We start from the raw sequence: 17168 nt of genomic DNA, 5'->3' as shown, positions 1-17168 counted from the left end.
TGGATCTGCCGATAATAGGTATATAGTACATATATTCTAAAAAAGAAGGAAGAGCATAATGAATGATACCCATATTTTATTAGAATCGGATATGAAGGAACTGGAAATTGTCGAGTTTGGCATCGGACAGAATAAATTTGCCATTAATGTCATGAAAGTAAAAGAAATTCTTCAACCGGTACCGGTAGTCGAGATTCCGCAGTCACATCCATATGTGGAGGGTATCATGGAGCTGAGGGGAGAGGTGCTTCCCATCATCAATGTGGCCGCTGCTTTGGGCTTAACGCAGTCTGCCGATCCACAAATGGATAAGTTTATCGTGACTGAATTCAATGGACAGAAGACGGTATTTCACGTGCATACTGTTTCACAAATCCATCGTATTTCATCAACTCAAATCGAAAAACGATCCGATCTGTATCAGGGACAGGAGAGCCACGTGATTGGTGTGATCAAGTTAGGAGGAGAAATGGTTCTTTTCCTAGACCTTGAAAAGATGATTCTCTCATTGTTGATTGCGATCGAGTAGCACCATAAGGGAAGTGTTGTGGGTGCCGATGCCAGCCGGAGATCGCACAAGCTGGTTCAGAAAAGGGATAAACTGCTTTAATAAGCTTCTATAAAAAAAGAAAGCTGGGCTTCCAGCTTTCGTTTACGGGTATCTTTCGCCAAGCTTTTTGAATACGGGTTTTACATATTTTCCTGTCCTGGAAGTACTGGAAACTTCCTGGGCTTCTTTTAAGCCTGTATAGGAGGACAATAAATTTTTCGCGCTGGTCAGCGATATCGCTGATCTTGGGTTTCTGACAGTTTGATCAAGCTTTCCTAAATGGGGGAGCTGCTCAAAATCCTGTTTAGTCGGCGGGATATGGAAGGTATAATCCCCGCAAACGACCAGTACATCTGATTGCTGCTGACTGTTCCTGGGATTGTTTGAGAAATGGAGACCGGTCTTAATGGCCTTTCCTTCGCTGAGCATTTTTTTGAGTGCATCCTGTTTTAATTGATACAAAAACTTCGGATTTGGAGCAGTCTTGGCATGACGATTCACGGTGAAGATAGCTTGCGAGAGGTTCTCAATCGTTGGACTGAGTTGGGGAATCTGGTTCCTTTCCTTATTCAATGGGTCAGGGCTCCTTTCTTCATTTAAAATTGTACAGGTTGGGTACCCATATTTTTATTATACCTTTTCTTTAGCTTTTTGAAAAATAAAAGTATTTCATTCAAATAAGATTTGATTAATACTGAAAATTTGTAATCTTTTTATCGTTTTTCCTTATTGGAAAAGGTAAAATAGGAAGAAAACGATATCGGATCATGGACCAGGTACGAATGTACTATTGGAATGAGGATGGTTAGATGAATCAGAAGAAGCATACACGAACTACTAAAAGAAGGAGCTTCCTAGCTTCCAATAAAATAAGCCAGATGATTTCAAATATTATCTTTAAACATGTGAAGGATTTAGTTTTTATCATGAAGGTTGAACCAGGCTATCAATTTCGTTACTTATTTGCGAATGAAAACGGACTCCTTCATGCCGGAATGGACTCGCTTGATATTGGCAAGACGATGGAGGAAGTATTGCCGCCTGATCGACTGCTGCCGTTGCAGCAACAGTATATAAAAGCGGTGAAAAATCAAGAGGAGGTTGTTTTCCAGGTCGAGGTCGATTTGGAGAATGACAGACAGGTTCTTGGTGAGACGCTGCTGACTCCAGTCAAGGATGAGTCAGGAGAGATCCAATATGTTGTAGCGGTCACCCGGGATATTACCGAAGCATTGAAAGAAAAAAATAGATTGATTGATAGTGAGCAGCGCTATCGTTCCCTTATTGACCATAATCTTGATGCTGTTTTTTCCATCGATCTGAAAGGAAAAATCGTCGATGTGAATCCCGCGGCGCAACAATTAGCTGGATATACGGACAGACAGCTAAGATTGCAGTCGATTACCAGCTTGATATGCGGGAGAGATCTGCCGTTATTTAACGAGCTCTTGACTGAAACGAAGTTAGGAAATGCCAAGGAATCTTTGGACTGCCGCTTTGTACACCACAAAGGCAATTTCCTGACCGTCCAATTGAAGACGATACCAATCGTGATCCATTCTGAAATAACAGGAATGTATATCATCATACGGGATCTTTCCGAACAGGCGAAAAGTAACGAGTTGATAAGATACATGGCGTTCCATGACCAGCTGACAGGGCTGTTCAACAGAAGGGCGCTTCTCGACCACCTTGATCGTCATGTGAAAAATCGCGGGAAGCAAAATTCTCCTTTTGCGCTTCTCTTTCTCGATATCGATCGGTTTAAGTATTTGAACGATACACTCGGGCATATTGTTGGTGACCAGATCCTCAAACAGGTGGCCGATCGCCTAGTTGAAATCAAAAAAGAAAACGGCACTGTCTATCGGCAGGGTGGGGACGAGTTCATCTTTGTTCTAGAAGAAACAGGCAGAGCTGCTGCAGGAAAATTCGCACAAAAAATATTATCCAAATTTAATGAATCCTTTTATTTCAATTCCCAGGAGTATTACATAACACCGAGCATTGGAATCAGCCTGTATCCTAATGACGGCAGAGACGCTGAATCATTGATCAAATATGCGGATGAAGCATTATATAGCGTTAAGGAAAAAGGAAAGGCACATTACCAATTTTATCGTTCAGACATGCAATCAACTGGTATTAATGTCATTACGCTTGAGTCGCATTTACGCAAAGCCATTGAACGGGAGGAACTGGAACTGTATTTTCAGCCGCAAGTGAACTTACTTACCAATGAGATACCCAGCTTTGAAGCTTTGCTGCGATGGAATAGTGCTGACCTAGGCTTTATTTCGCCAGCTGACTTTATTCCGCTGGCAGAGGATACAGGATTGATCATCCCAATTGGCAACTGGGTCATTGACAGGGCGTGCTGGCAAATCAGGGAATGGTCAAAGAAGGCAAAGAAGGAGGTCAGAATTGCCGTCAATATTTCTCCAAAGCAATTTTTGCAGTTGGATTTAGTTAAGACAATCCATCATGCGGTCGAGAAGCACGGTATCGATCCTTCCCTTTTGGAAATTGAGATCACAGAGGGTGTTATGCAGGATACGAAAGAAGCGATTCCCATTTTAAATCGGTTAAAAAACCTGGGGATCAAAATTGCTGTTGATGATTTTGGAACGGGCTATTCTTCGCTAAGTTATTTAAAGCAGTTCCCGATTGATGTATTGAAAATTGACCAGAGTTTCATAGGAGATATTAAGTATAACGGAAAGGACGCTGCGATCATTACTACGATTATCCACCTCGGAAAAAGCCTGGGCATGGAAGTGATTGCTGAAGGGGTTGAAGAGCAGAATCAAGTGGAGTTCCTGAAAGATGCCGATTGTGAGAAAGCACAGGGGTTCTTTTTTGGCAAACCCTTAAAGGTGGAAGAGGCAGAGGAGAGGTTCATCATGAGATCGAAAACAAGCAGCTGATCAGCTGCTTGTTTTGTTGAGGCGTAACGTAAACAATGTAAGCTCAGGCTGGGACAAAAACCGGAAAGGAAGCCTGGTAGTGCCCAGTCCGCGATTTACATATAGTTTAAACTCCTTGTTGTGTGCTGCACCATAGAAACCTTCTGCGTATTTTTCCGCAAAAGGAGGAGTAATGAGCGGGCCATAAAAGGGGATCTGGATTTGACCTCCGTGGCTGTGTCCGCTCAGCTGCAATTGAATCGAATATTGTGCTGCTTCATCGGCTTTATCAGGAGCATGAGACAAGAGGATCGTGTAAGAGCCTTCTGGAATTTTTGTCATTGCTTCTGCAAAATTCGGTTTGCCAAGCATGGCATCGTCTATGCCGGAAATCCAAATAGAACTGCCATCAAGAAGCTTGACAGCAACAGAATCGTTCAGCAACAAGGTAAAACCTGATTGTTCCATCATTTGTTTATATAAGTCGGAGCCATATCCTCCATGATCGTGATTTCCATAGACAGCAAATTTTCCAAGAGGTCCGTCTAACTGACTTAACAGCGTAATAATTTTGTTTTTTTCCTCTGTTAATCGCCGGGGATCATCGAGTAAATCACCTGTAAATACGATCAAATCAGGATTCAGTTCATTGATCTGCGCCACAAGCTTTCCAAGCTGTTCAACTGTATATTGAAAACCAAGATGAGTATCGCTGAATTGAATGATCTTCACCCCATCAAACCCAGCCGGCAGCATAGTGCTCTCGATAGTGTGACTAGTGATATCAAGCATTCGGGGCTCGATTTCTCTTGCATAGAAATAACCGGAAGTGGTTAGTCCGCCAGCAGTCAATAGTGTCCCAATTATTTTTTTTATAAACTGCCTCCGAGTAATTTGATCAGTCATAAAAGTACCAGCCTATCTCCGAATTTTCTATCCTATCCTAGCAAACATCCATGAAAAAAAGAAGTACCATTTTCAGGGCAGAGACGATATTATTGTGTTTCTTGATCATAACTCCGGGGAAGAGATAGGAAAACATAACTTGTCCTATCCGCAAATGAGGTGTTGCTGATGAAATATTATGAAATGAGAATGGAAATAATGTTAATCCCGTTGAAAAATGGTTATTTAAAAGTTTTTGTTTCCGGTTTTGATCGGTTAGGAACGTGGGGACATTCGGTTGCTGTCTTTAATGGGATATCGGCAACAGCAAAGGGATTTAATAAAAAAAGGACAATTGTTCAATCTATAGCCAAACTTCATAAATCGCTTGAGGAGAAAAGCGGAGAAAAGTAAGAAAAGCCAAGGGTAGAAGGAAACCCAGCTTTTCTCCTTGCCAATTCTCTCCCCAGTTGCTGATCCCTTTGTTTTTTGCAACTCATTAAAAAGCTTCATGGAGCATATTGTGGTAAAATCGGTGATAACAAAGTAGTGGATTGAAGTATGCGCCGATTTTTGAAGGGGGGATTGAGTTTTTTTGGATGCTCTTGATATTTTGACGGACCTTGAGCATGTTGTTCCATACTATCAACCGATTTTTAACGCCGAAGAACATAAAATCATTGGTTATCAAATAGTAGGAAGATATGTTGGCAATAAGGGTGATTTTAGGCTTGATTCTTTTTTTGCAGATGAAATGATACCGGAAGAATACCGGATCGAAGTGGAGAATGTGTTACTGGGCAAAGCTCTAGAAACAGTATCCGGTGAAAGCGGGAACGAAGAACTGCTTTGGTTCATTAACAGGAATGCAAATTTATTAATGATGGATGCTGGAGAAGGTTTTTTGCAATTGCTTCTCAGTTTTGAAGAAAAAGGCATGCGTCCAGAACAAATTGTCCTAGGTATTACCGATCGGCAATACGAGAGCCAGATCGAGCACCTAATCAAGTACTATAAATCCTACGGAATAAAAATCGCCTTGGATAAAGTAGGCAGTGAAAGCAGCTATTTACACAGGATTGCAGGTATTGAACCAGAAATACTAAAGATTGATATGTCCTCGCTTCGCTCTCATAACACCGGTCCGGCACACTTAGATGTTCTTCATTCTTTATCTATCCTTGCGCGTAAAATCGGTGCAGCAATATTATTTGAAAACATCGAAACCACGTACCAGCTACAATTCGCTTGGAAAAACGGCGGGAGATTTTATCAGGGATTTTACTTAAAAGAACCTGATATTGGATTAGTTGACAAAGAAATACTCAAGCATAAGTTAAAGGACGAAATCCATGGATTTATTTTATCTGAGAAAAAACGGCTTCAGGTATTCTATGATTTAAGGATCGAATTGAACAGCAAGTTACAGGAATGGATCAGCAAATACAAAAAAGAACAAAAATCAAGTGAGTTGCTGCTGGCTCTCGGGGATCGTTTGGACGGGGTAGCGTTCCGGATTTATGTATGTGATGAAGACGGATTTCAGCTGTCACCGAATCTTTATAAAGTTGGCCGAGAATGGGTGTTGCAGCCGGAATATGAAAATAAGAACTGGAGTTGGCGCCCTTACTTTCTGGAGAATATCATTCGAATGAGAGGCGGCAAAAAAGGGATTTTGTCCGATCGCTACAGTGATATCGAAACTGGAGAAGTCATTCGAACCTTTTCGCTGCAATTAAATGAAATGGAGTTTCTGTTCGTTGACCTTTGTGCATCTTTTTTGCATGATAGAGAAGGTTTATTTTGACAGGATCAAGGATGAATAGGAAAACGGATCTTGGATAAGTTATCAATACAGCCTTTTATAAAGGGGATTCAGATGAGTATTTATATGACATTGCTGTTAGTAGCAGGTATGGGTGTGCTGGTCGGCGGTCTTTTCTATACATGGTCATTAGGCAAGGGGCAGAAGAGAGCTCAGGGAAATCTTGATTCCCAAGTTCCAGGCGTTGTCCAGGAGCACGCATATATTCGCAATCCAATCTTTTTAACCTATATCATTTTCGGCTTCATCGCCCTGTTGTTTGTCATCTATTTTGCGGTGATTGCTAGGTAGTAACCCCCTAATAGGGGGTTATTTTTTTCCCTGAAAAACCAACATTTTTTTTAGCTTTCCCGTTAATTCGTGCCTGTTTAGGGTAATTGGAGAATAATAAGCCGTGGATTATGTCAGATGATGAGGTTATTTTACGAAAGAATATCATCATCTTCTTGGGTAAATATTGGTAAAATGGTACGTATCAATGATCAAGAAAGAGGGGAGAAAAATGGACAAGCTATTATCGCTATTATTTGGCATTTTTATTTTGTACACCCCGGCGCATGCACTTGCACAGTCCGATCTGCATGACAGGGAGGAAGTTTTTGAATTCCTCGAGAAAGCTTTTGAATCACAAGTCTCTCTAAGTGAAAAGGGGAGAACAATGGCGGAGATTGACAGCATCCTTGACCCTTATTTTACAGAAGCGTATAAGTCGGGATTCATTAAAGAAAACGTAGTCGGTCAGGAAAATAATTTCCAGACATATGGTACCGACTTTGCTCTTTACTATATTCCGTTTTACGCTTTTTCCGAAAAGACACGCGTAGTGCAATCCGCAAATATAGTATATGTTGTTGAATTTTTTCCTGCGAATAAGGAGGGACCTGTAGGCTATGAAGACCATTATGTAGGACTGCAGCTTGTTCGGGAAAAGAATGGATGGAAGGTTGCTGACTATTGGTATGATCAGGTACCTCAAGAAGTAATTCAACAGGCATATCCGGAAAAAATCAAGAGTCGTGACAGCGCTATATCCGAAAGGGAAAAACCGTTCTTAAGTGACATTGTTTATGGGCCGAATTTCTCCGCATTGAAGATGTTCTTGGAGCTAGGGGTGGTATTCCGGAACGAAACAAGGACCATTTTATTTGGGATACTATAAAGGTTTTTTCAAAAAAAACTCCTTTTCGCAAAGCTTTTACTTGTACATCGTCTGACAATATTTTATTCTGTTAATATTGACATGTAAAGAATTGCGTATAGAAAATTCTGAAATTATTTTACATGGATATAAATTCGCCAATTGCAAAATCTATTGATAAGTTATTGGTTTTTGTTTTGAAAGGAGAGGGAGCACAATGTCACAGCTTCAAGGAATTATCACCCGTTTAAAGAATCTGCAAGAGCAGTCTAATGGAGGGGAGCCTTCCCAACGCTTTTTTGAGGTGGAAGGGGAACGGAAATGCCAGGTTACATATCATCCGAAAACGGAAACATATGAACTGGAAGTATACAACGATAAGGAAAAGCCAAAGAAATACCAGTTCGATAATATCGATATGATTACGATTGAGATCTTTGACCTAATTCAGTAATCAAAAATTATACCAAAAGGGCCATGTTTTGCGGTCCTTTTTTGTTGTTTTTTAAAAAACTAAATAAAAGCAGCTTCATTTATTTTATGATAAAATGAAATGGAAAGAAATCCAGTTTAGGGAGTTTTCGCCATGATAAGTCTTTATAGCGGTGAATTTTTGGGATTATCGGTTAAGGAGCTGATGATTCCTTCTGAACGTGTAGCTCACGTCCAAGTCGGCAACAGTCTTGAGCACGCCCTGCTTGTCCTGACAAAGAGCGGATATACAGCAATTCCTGTACTTGATTCCCGATATCGATTAATGGGCTTGATCAGCACGCCAATCATAATGGATTCCATCCTTGGCCTTGAAAGAATTGAATTTGAGCAGCTGGATACGAAAAAAGTTGAATCCGCAATGAACACAGAAATTCCCAGAATCAATGTCCAATCGAATCTGCAATCTTCCCTCAATTTGCTGGTTGACAATCCGTTTCTATGCATAGAAGATCAGTCAGGGATTTTTGAAGGAATTCTGACAAGACGTTCTGTTTTGCTGAGATTGTCAAACGAGGTAAAAAGAAATTATAGAAAATAATGCTTGAGCCAGCTCCCGGATTCGGGAGCTAAATTTTTTACATTTTGAGGTGGATGTATGGGAGCAGCTGGGCAAAGCACTGCAAAAAAAGTAACAAAAAGACCTTATGTTCTCGCGGCAGTTATGCTCGCGATGTTCACGGGAGCAGTCGAAGGAACGATCGTGTCAACCGCAATGCCGGCAATTGTCGGAGAACTTGGCGGTTTTGCTTTATATAGCTGGGTTTTCTCAGCTTACTTGTTAATGAATGCTGTGACGGTCCTCATTTATGGAAAACTTTCTGATCTATTTGGTCGGAAGCCAATCCTTACTTTTGGAATTGTAGTATTCCTGATCGGATCCATTCTGTCCGGGACGGCAGAAACGATGGAGATGTTAATTTTATACAGATTCATCCAGGGTTTTGGCGCAGGCGCTGTGATGCCGATTGCTACAACGATTGTCGGCGATATCTATTCCAAGGAGGAAAGAGCCAAGGTACAAGGGTATCTGTCTAGTGTGTGGGGAATATCAGCCGTAACTGGTCCGGCACTTGGAGGTCTCCTCGTGGAATATGCAAGCTGGCGATACGTGTTTTGGATCAATGTTCCGCTTGGTATTCTGGCAATCGCGGGTTTATGGTTATTTCTTCATGAAAATATCGAGAAAAAGAAGCATAAGGTTGATTATCTGGGAGCTGCGCTGCTGACCATCTCGATTAGTTCCTTGATGATTGTCCTTGTAGAAGCCGGGGGGAATTGGGCCTGGATGTCAGCGAAAACAATCGGTCTCATCGGCTTGAGCATTCTCGGATTGATTTTCTTTATTTTTCAAGAGAAGAGAGCAGAAGAACCGATAATGCCATTTACGATTTGGCGCGAACAGTCGATCTTTATTGCCAATATAACTTCCTTAACTACCGGCGTCATGCTGATCGGCGTTTCGAGTTTTTTGCCCGCATTCGTCCAAGGTGTTATGGAAAAGTCGCCGATCGTCGCCGGTTTCACCCTGACTGCGATGTCGATTGGCTGGCCTATTGCATCGGCAGCTAGTGGACGGCTGTTAGTAGGCATTGGGTACCGCAATACTTCCCTTTTTGGCGGCGCGTTGCTAATCATAGGCAGTATTCTATTTGTCACTCTGACACCGGAGGCAGGTCCATTATGGGCTGCAGCAGGGTCGTTTTTCGTTGGAGCAGGGATGGGGCTGACTAGTACAGCGTTCATCGTATCGATTCAAAGTACGGTCGCCTGGCAGCAAAGAGGGATCGCTACCGCTGCCAATATGTTCATGCGAAATCTTGGCAATACGGTTGGTGCAGCCTTGCTTGGCGGTGTACTGAACAGCAGCATTCTCAGCTATATGAAAAAGCATGGGGCAGAAGATCAAGGAATTTCGATCGATGCAGCAAATGTGCTGCTCAATGAGGGAGAACGCCAAAAACTATCGGCTAGTATGAAAACGCTCCTGCAGGATGGACTGACTAATGCCTTGCATTCTGTCTATATTGTCGTATTTCTATTTGCCATCATCAGCTTGCTGTTCATCTTCTTTCTGCCAAAAAAAGAAGCTTCAGCAGATTGACTCAGCTGTAGTTTATCCTTTTTTTAAGGAAATGTTACGATATAGAAAAAAACAGGCAAAAGAGGGTAAGCAATGTCATCGATTTCTGAATTCCATTTGTTGTCCGTTCTTGCGCAGGAAATGAATATGAGAAAGGCTGCGGAGAGACTGTTTGTGTCACAACCAGCTTTATCGCAGCGACTTCAATCGATTGAGAAGGATTGGAGCACAAAATTGTTCCTTCGCTCCCAGAAGGGGCTGACCTTAACACCGGCGGGAGAGATCGTCCTTCAATTTGTTAATGAGACCATCGCCAGAGAAGAAAAAGCACGCGAGACCATCTTCGCATTAAACGCTGAAGTGTATGGAACCCTTAAAATAGCTGTCGCATCGATTGTTGGGCAAAATTGGCTGCCACAGGTGTTGAAGAAATATGTAAGCCGTTATCCACAGGCGAAAATCTCGCTGATGACTGGCTGGAGCAGTGAAATAGCAAAAGCGCTCTATGAGGATCATGTCCATATTGGCATTATCAGGGGTACACCAGATTGGAAGGGTGTCAAAATTCACCTATTCAAAGACAATCTCTACTTGGTTGATACAGAAATCTCGAGCCCGGAGCAAGCCTTGGATGCAGACAGGCCGTTTATCCAGTTTAAGAGTGATTCGAATTACTACCAGGAAATCCAGGATTGGTGGCTGCGAAAATTTCAGACAGCACCGAAAAGAACGATCATTGTGGACCAAATTGAAACCTGTAAACAAATGACGTTCAACGGAATTGGCTATGCTATTCTCCCGGCAATTACGCTAAATGGAGCCGAACAAGATATCTTTAAGGTACCACTTCATGACGAAAACAATGAACCTTTAGGAAGAGACACATGGCTTCTTGGCTATGAATCTGCCTTTCAGTTGAAGCAGGTCCAGGCCTTCATTGAGATTGTCAAGGAACATATTGAAGAATCTAATAATTAGTTTTCCTTGTTTTAAAAACCTATGTTTGGTAAAGTAATTTTTAGAAAATGCTGTTTCGGTGCTTGTGTGGATGCTAATTCCCAATATGCTCACAAAAAAAGACCAATACATACATATATGGAGGTAAGAAAATGAAAATGATGGATGCAAATGAAATTATCTCGTTTATTCAAAATAGCAAAAAAGCAACTCCTGTAAAGGTATATTTGAAAGGGGACTTAGATCAGATCGATTTTGGCGAGAATGCCAAGACATTCATTACAGGCAAAACAGGAGTTGTTTTTGGTGAGTGGGCAGAAATCAATCAGGCAATTGCGGCAAACCAAGCTAAAATAGAGGATTATGTCGTTGAAAACGACCGTAGAAATTCGGCGATTCCATTGTTGGATATGAAGAATATCAAGGCTCGAATTGAACCAGGGGCAATCATCAGAGACCAGGTTGAAATTGGCGACAATGCTGTTATCATGATGGGCGCATCAATTAATATCGGTGCTGTTGTCGGCGAAGGAACGATGATTGATATGAACGTGGTCCTAGGAGGACGTGCGACAGTCGGTAAGAACTGCCATATCGGTGCAGGCTCTGTGCTTGCAGGTGTCATTGAGCCACCTTCAGCAAAGCCGGTCGTGGTCGAGGACGATGTCGTCATTGGTGCAAATGCAGTTGTCCTTGAAGGGGTAACAGTAGGAAAGGGAGCCGTTGTGGCTGCAGGTGCTATTGTCATCGAAGATGTGCCACCGTATACAGTGGTTGCGGGTACACCAGCCCGCGTCATTAAGGAAATCGATGAAAAAACGAAATCAAAAACAGAAATCAAGCAGGAGCTTCGCCAGCTTTAATAGCAAGATAGAAAGCGTGGATATTGGTCCGCGCTTTCTTTTATAAGAGGAGAGATCAATATGAATTGGGATCTATTTAAAAAAATGAGACGAGATTTGCACCAGATTCCGGAACTCGGTTTCAAGGAGTTCAAGACTCAGGCATATCTTCTTGAATACCTGAAAAGTCTTTCCTTAGACCGGCTAGAGATAAAAACTTGGAAAACCGGGATTTTTGTGAAGATCCAAGGGATGAATCCTAAAAAGACGATCGGTTACAGGGCAGACATCGACGGGCTGCCGATTACCGAAGCAACAGGCTTGGAATTCGAATCCCTCCATCCAGGTCAAATGCACGCGTGCGGACATGATTTCCATATGACAATCGCTCTAGGGTTGATCACCTACTTCGTGGAAAACCCAATGGAGGATCATTTGCTGTTTATTTTTCAGCCGGCAGAAGAAGGCCCGGGTGGTGCTGAACCAATGCTCAAGACAAATATCATGCAGGAATGGAAGCCCGATTTGATCATAGCCCTGCATATTGCTCCTGAATATCCAGTCGGAACCATTGCAACAAAGGAAGGGCTGTTGTTTGCCAATACTTCTGAGTTGTTCATTGACCTGGAGGGGAAAGGCGGACATGCCGCATATCCACATCAAACGAATGATATGGTTGTCGCGGCCTGTGCTCTTGTAACCCAGCTTCAGTCAATAGTCTCTAGAAACGTCGATCCGCTTGATAGTGCGGTCATCACCATCGGAAAAATCTCTGGAGGCACGGTCCAAAACATCATCGCGGAAACAGCAAGGCTAGAAGGCACAATCCGAACGCTGTCTGTGGAATCAATGGCAAGAGTGAAGGAAAGAATCGAGGCACTTGTCAAAGGCATGGAAGTTGGTTACCAATGCCAAACGACCATTGACTATGGAGCGATGTACCATCAAGTTTATAATCAAGAAGAAATAGCGCGTGACTTCCTTGCTTTTGCTGAAAAAAAAGAGGATGTGGAAGTGGTCATTTGCAAGGAAGCGATGACAGGAGAAGATTTTGGCTACATGCTGAAAGAAATTCCTGGAATCATGTTCTGGCTTGGTGTGAACTCTGAAAATGGCCTGCATCACTCTAAACTTAATCCAGATGAAGCAGCAATCAGGATTGCCATAAATTTATTGACGGAATATATCGAATATAAAAGTTTATAACAAACAAGAATGGACTGACCGATAGAGCAATCTATCGGTCATTTGTATTGGTTCAGATAATTCCCATTTACAAAAAAATATAAAAATTCAATAAAAAAGCTGGAAAAATAATTCGAAACTCGATATATTAATGTATACGCGCCTTTTCTTTTTTTGCTATACATTTCCAAAGGGGGAAAATGAATGGAGACATTCAAGAAACTAAAGGATTATTATTGGCCTTACAAAAATTACTTTATTTGGTCCATTTTATTTATGTTAATCGTGACGGCAATTACGGTAGTGTATCCGATGATTCTTCAGCTTACGATTGATGAAGCCGTTATTGGCGGCAGGTATGAGATGATTCCGATGCTGGCAGCTAGTTTTGTCGGATTCATGATTGTCAAAGGAATTTGTACGTATATTTATCAATATACAGGGGAGCTATTTGGAATCCATTCTGTATATAAACTTAGGAATTCGCTTTATGAAAAGCTTCAATATCTTTCTTTCCGATACTATGACAATGCGAAGACAGGGGACTTGATGTCACGGCTTACTGCTGATGTGGAAGGATTCCGCTTTTTTCTGAGCTTTGGATTCTCTGAATTGATTCATTTTGTACTTTTAATTGCAATAAGTTTCTCCGTAATGGTCTATTACTCGGTCCCGTTGACATTGGTGACGCTTGCAACTCTGCCCTTTCTTGCAGTGGTTGTTTATAAGTTTGATAAGGCAGTCCACCCAGCCTTTAGGGGAATCCGAAAATCATTTGGGAAGTTGAATACGAAGGTCCAGGAAAATATCAGCGGAATTAATACGGTGAAATCCTTATCACGTGAAGATTATGAGATTGGCAGATTCAATGATTCAAACGGAAACTACAAGGATCAATATTTGTTCACATCTGAAATTTGGGCGAAGTATTTCCCGCTCATGGAGTTTCTCGGCAATTTGAGTGTCGTCTTATTATTAGGGTACGGTGGATACCTCGTCATGAACGAATCGTTGTTGCCAGGCGAACTGGTCGCATTTTACAGTCTAGTTTGGTACATTATGTGGCCGATTATGAATCTTGGATTCGTCGTGAATCTTTTTTCGCAATCAAAGGCATCTGGTGAAAGATTATTGGAAATTCTCGAGGATGAAGATGAAGTGGAAGAGAAGAAGGAAGCTTTGCAGGTGGAAAAGCTGTCTGGAAAAGTAGAATTTGATCATGTCACGCTCCGATATGGGAATGATGAGAATGCCGCTTTAAACAATATTTCCTTCAAGGCCAGGCCAGGACAGACAATCGGCCTTATTGGTACGACTGGTTCTGGGAAAACAAGCATTACCCAGCTGATGACCAGATTCTATGAGCCTGTTTCTGGCAAGGTGCTGATTGATGGCCGGGATAGTAAAGATTATTCTGTTCGCTCACTCAGAAGCAATATCGGCATTGTTCTTCAGGAATCATTCCTGTTTTCTTCCTCGATCAAAGCCAATATTTCCTACGGAAACCCAGAAGCAACAATGGACGAAATCATTGCAGCCGCCAAAAGAGCCCAGGCGCATCGGTTCATCATGGAGCTTCCTGATCAATATGATACGATTCTAGGCGAAAGGGGCATGGGACTTTCCGGGGGCCAAAAGCAAAGAATTGCGATCGCGAGGGCTATCTGCATCGATCCGAGTATTTTAATCCTTGATGACGCCACAAGCGCGGTTGATATGGAAACAGAGTTCAAGATTCAGCAAGCTTTGCTCGAGGTCATGAAGGGACGAACAACTTTTATCATTGCCCACCGTATTTCTTCTCTCAAACATGCAGACGAGATTCTTGTACTCGAAAACGGATCGATTGCCGAGCGAGGAACACATGAGCAATTGATTCAGAATGGCGGAACGTATCAAAAGATTTATGAGATCCAGTTTCAAGATCGTCACAAGGTGGAACAGACTGGCTGAAATGTATGATCAGCTAACTCAAGGGGGAAGGTTTTTTGAGCACGAAAAACAATTTTCAAGTTCTAAAAAGATTTCATTATTCTACTGACCAGATAATCGATAAGCCTTTTAACTGGAAGCAGATGTTGAGGCTTTTCGGCTATATGGTACCTTATAAAAAGAAGCTTGTACCGATGTCTATTGCAATGGTATTGATCACCACTGCGGTTAGGCTGGTAATCCCAATCCTAATTGGGATTTACACCTTAGATAAGGCCGTGAAAAACAAGGATGCCGCAATGCTGTTTTGGCTGGTCATGATCATCGCAGGATTATATACTGCCGCTTATATAGCAAATATTTTCCGAATTCGCTGGATGAATGAATTGGGCCAAAATGTCATATATGATTTGCGGAAGCATTTGTTCACTCATGTGCAGAATCTTTCCCATCGGTTTTTTGACCAACGTTCGGCTGGTTCCATACTGGTAAGAATCATGAATGACATCAACTCCCTTCAGGAGCTGTTCACAAATGGTGTTATCAACCTGTTAATGGATGTGGTCCTCCTGATTGGGATCTTCTTTATTCTGTTCTCGCTAAGTCCACAGCTTACGATGGCGGTCATGATTATATTGCCAATCATGTTCTTTATATCAACTAAATTGCGAAAAAATATTAGACGTTCCTGGCAGGATGTCCGGATGAAGCAATCAAAGTTGAATTCTCATTTAAATGAAAGCATACAAGGGATAAGGGTTACACAAGCATTTACCCAGGAAAAGGAGAATATGGCTTTTTTTGATGGAGTAAATGATGAAACCTTCCAAAGCTGGAAGTCTGCTTCACAGAAAAACGCCATGTTTCGTCCATTGGTAGAATTGACCAATGCACTGGGGACCGCTGTCCTGATCTGGTATGGAGCAAGCCTGATTCAAAATGACACCGTTTCACTCGGGGTATTTGTCTCTTTTGCCTTTTACCTAGGCATGTTTTGGGAGCCAATTTCCAGATTAGGACAGGTGTATAATCAACTGTTGATGGGGATGGCCTCGTCAGAAAGAATCTTTGAATTTCTTGATGAAAAGCCGATCGTCTCAGAAACAGATCATCCCATTGAAATGGATACCATTCGCGGGGAAATAAAATTTGATAACGTTGTATTTTCGTATGATGAAAATCGGACTGCATTAAAAGGGATCAGTCTTGAAATGGAAGCTGGCCAGACGGTGGCATTGGTCGGCCATACGGGCTCTGGAAAGACGACGATAGCCAATCTGATCAGCCGGTTTTATGATCCGACATCAGGGACTGTATTAATCGATGGATATGATCTCAAAGACATCTCGATAGCCAGCTTAAGGAAACATATCAGCATTGTCCTGCAGGATACCTTTATTTTTTCAGGAACGATCTATGAAAATATCCTCTTTGGCAGACCAGATGCCTCTGAGAAAGAAGTCGTGGCTGCTGCTGAAGCAGTTGGGGCAGCGGATTTCATTGCCAAGCTGCCAAACGGCTATCAAACAGAGGTGGAAGAACGCGGGAATATTCTCTCAGTTGGCGAACGGCAGCTTTTATCCTTTGCCAGAGCATTGCTTGCAAATCCCCGTATTTTGATCTTGGATGAAGCGACTGCAAGCATCGATACAGAAACAGAGGTGAAAATCCAGAAAGCTCTCAAGACATTGCTGAAGGGCAGAACAGCGATCATTATTGCTCACCGCTTGTCCACGATCAGGGAATCAGACAATATATTCGTATTGGAAAACGGGGTGATCAAGGAGCGGGGAAATCATCATCAACTGATGGAGTATCAAGGCGAATACCATGATCTTGTAAAAGCACAATTCAATATGCTGGATGTAGGATAGAAAGTTTTCGTTCCGTGATTTTTTGATACCATTAGAAAGTCCAGCTCCAGCATCTAGCCTCTCGAGCCGCATGTCTAGCTTCGGCTTCTAACTCTTCGAGACGCTTAGGGCCTGCCAATGAAGAAAAGAAGTATTAGGAAAAAACGGAAACAGTTTTAATTATTTAGATGATCTAAATACCAAAATTATATTAAAAAGGGAATTAACGGGTATCTTACTGCTTGTAAGGTGCCATTTGCTCGCATAAGGGTATCATTCCGCCCGAGAGATGCCCTTATAGCAGCAAAGCGATGAGGCTCACCTGTCGCCCCGCGGAAAGCGAGTGTCTGGAGTGAAAATCGATTATCCACCAAAACCAAAAAAGGACCGGGCGGTTTTCGCCCGGTTTTTCTTAAGAATAAGAAACTTGACTCTTGCAAAAAAGTTGTCGCCTTGAGTTTTGTAGAGAACACTCAGATGCTAAGAACTTTTGTCGATTAAGAAAAATAAAAAAGGACAT

15 protein-coding genes and 1 pseudogene are annotated in these 17168 nt (G+C 42.1%); 14 read left to right on the top strand and 2 right to left on the bottom strand.

Going from position 1 to position 17168, the window contains the following annotated elements; translation table 11 throughout:
- Positions 1-58: 58 nt before the first annotated feature.
- A pseudogene (locus J2S25_RS08375) lies at positions 59-511 on the top strand (chemotaxis protein CheW); the annotation flags it as partial.
- Positions 512-652: 141 nt separating this feature from the next.
- On the opposite strand, the gene J2S25_RS08370 reads toward J2S25_RS08375, so the two are convergent.
- Positions 653-1123, bottom strand: coding sequence for a YkyB family protein (locus J2S25_RS08370; protein ID WP_044395140.1), 471 nt, complete (start codon positions 1121-1123; stop codon positions 653-655).
- A gap of 236 nt (positions 1124-1359) precedes the next feature.
- Between J2S25_RS08370 and J2S25_RS08365 the strand changes: the two genes are divergently transcribed.
- On the top strand, positions 1360-3477 hold the full coding sequence (locus J2S25_RS08365) for a putative bifunctional diguanylate cyclase/phosphodiesterase (RefSeq protein ID WP_307191672.1): 2118 nt from the start codon (positions 1360-1362) through the stop codon (positions 3475-3477).
- Here the strand turns inward: J2S25_RS08365 and J2S25_RS08360 are convergent, their stop codons facing one another.
- A complete protein-coding gene (locus J2S25_RS08360) occupies positions 3478-4362 on the bottom strand; it encodes a metallophosphoesterase (protein WP_307191671.1) in 885 nt (294 codons plus the stop codon).
- 168 nt (positions 4363-4530) lie between these two features.
- On the opposite strand from J2S25_RS08360, the gene J2S25_RS08355 reads away from it, so the two are divergent.
- The 12 genes from J2S25_RS08355 to J2S25_RS08300 all read left to right on the top strand — a co-directional run bounded on the left by J2S25_RS08355 (position 4531) and on the right by J2S25_RS08300 (position 16669).
- A complete protein-coding gene (locus J2S25_RS08355; RefSeq protein ID WP_052807061.1) occupies positions 4531-4755 on the top strand; it encodes a hypothetical protein in 225 nt (74 codons plus the stop codon).
- A gap of 181 nt (positions 4756-4936) precedes the next feature.
- Positions 4937-6148, top strand: a complete 1212-nt coding sequence (locus J2S25_RS08350; protein WP_044395145.1) for an EAL domain-containing protein — start codon at positions 4937-4939, stop codon at positions 6146-6148.
- A 72-nt stretch (positions 6149-6220) separates the two neighbouring features.
- Positions 6221-6457, top strand: coding sequence for a hypothetical protein (locus J2S25_RS08345; protein ID WP_307191670.1), 237 nt, complete (start codon positions 6221-6223; stop codon positions 6455-6457).
- A gap of 211 nt (positions 6458-6668) precedes the next feature.
- Entirely contained in the window at positions 6669-7325 is a 657-nt protein-coding gene (locus tag J2S25_RS08340; RefSeq protein ID WP_307191669.1) for a DUF3993 domain-containing protein, read from the top strand.
- Between the two features lie 196 nt (positions 7326-7521).
- Entirely contained in the window at positions 7522-7758 is a 237-nt protein-coding gene (locus J2S25_RS08335; protein ID WP_044395150.1) for a YkuJ family protein, read from the top strand.
- 132 nt (positions 7759-7890) lie between these two features.
- A complete protein-coding gene (gene cbpB, locus J2S25_RS08330) occupies positions 7891-8337 on the top strand; it encodes a cyclic-di-AMP-binding protein CbpB (RefSeq protein ID WP_044395152.1) in 447 nt (148 codons plus the stop codon).
- Positions 8338-8394: 57 nt separating this feature from the next.
- Positions 8395-9900 carry an MDR family MFS transporter gene (locus J2S25_RS08325; RefSeq protein ID WP_307191668.1) on the top strand — a complete coding sequence of 502 codons (1506 nt, stop codon included), beginning with the start codon at positions 8395-8397 and terminating at the stop codon, positions 9898-9900.
- Between the two features lie 72 nt (positions 9901-9972).
- Positions 9973-10857, top strand: a complete 885-nt coding sequence (ccpC, locus tag J2S25_RS08320; RefSeq protein ID WP_307191667.1) for a transcriptional regulator CcpC — start codon at positions 9973-9975, stop codon at positions 10855-10857.
- A 131-nt stretch (positions 10858-10988) separates the two neighbouring features.
- Entirely contained in the window at positions 10989-11699 is a 711-nt protein-coding gene (gene dapD / locus J2S25_RS08315) for a 2,3,4,5-tetrahydropyridine-2,6-dicarboxylate N-acetyltransferase (RefSeq protein ID WP_307191666.1), read from the top strand.
- 60 nt (positions 11700-11759) lie between these two features.
- Complete coding sequence (locus J2S25_RS08310) at positions 11760-12884, top strand: N-acetyldiaminopimelate deacetylase (RefSeq protein ID WP_307191665.1); 1125 nt, start codon at positions 11760-11762, stop codon at positions 12882-12884.
- Positions 12885-13067: 183 nt separating this feature from the next.
- Positions 13068-14816: an ABC transporter ATP-binding protein gene (locus tag J2S25_RS08305; RefSeq protein WP_307191664.1), complete on the top strand. Its 1749-nt coding sequence runs from the start codon at positions 13068-13070 to the stop codon at positions 14814-14816.
- A gap of 35 nt (positions 14817-14851) precedes the next feature.
- Entirely contained in the window at positions 14852-16669 is a 1818-nt protein-coding gene (locus J2S25_RS08300; RefSeq protein WP_307191663.1) for an ABC transporter ATP-binding protein, read from the top strand.
- Positions 16670-17168 lie beyond the last annotated feature (499 nt).

Source organism: Mesobacillus stamsii (genome assembly GCF_030814065.1).
Classification (GTDB): Bacteria; Bacillota; Bacilli; order Bacillales; family Cytobacillaceae; genus Mesobacillus; species Mesobacillus stamsii.
This window is presented reverse-complemented; position numbering and strand designations above follow the sequence as displayed.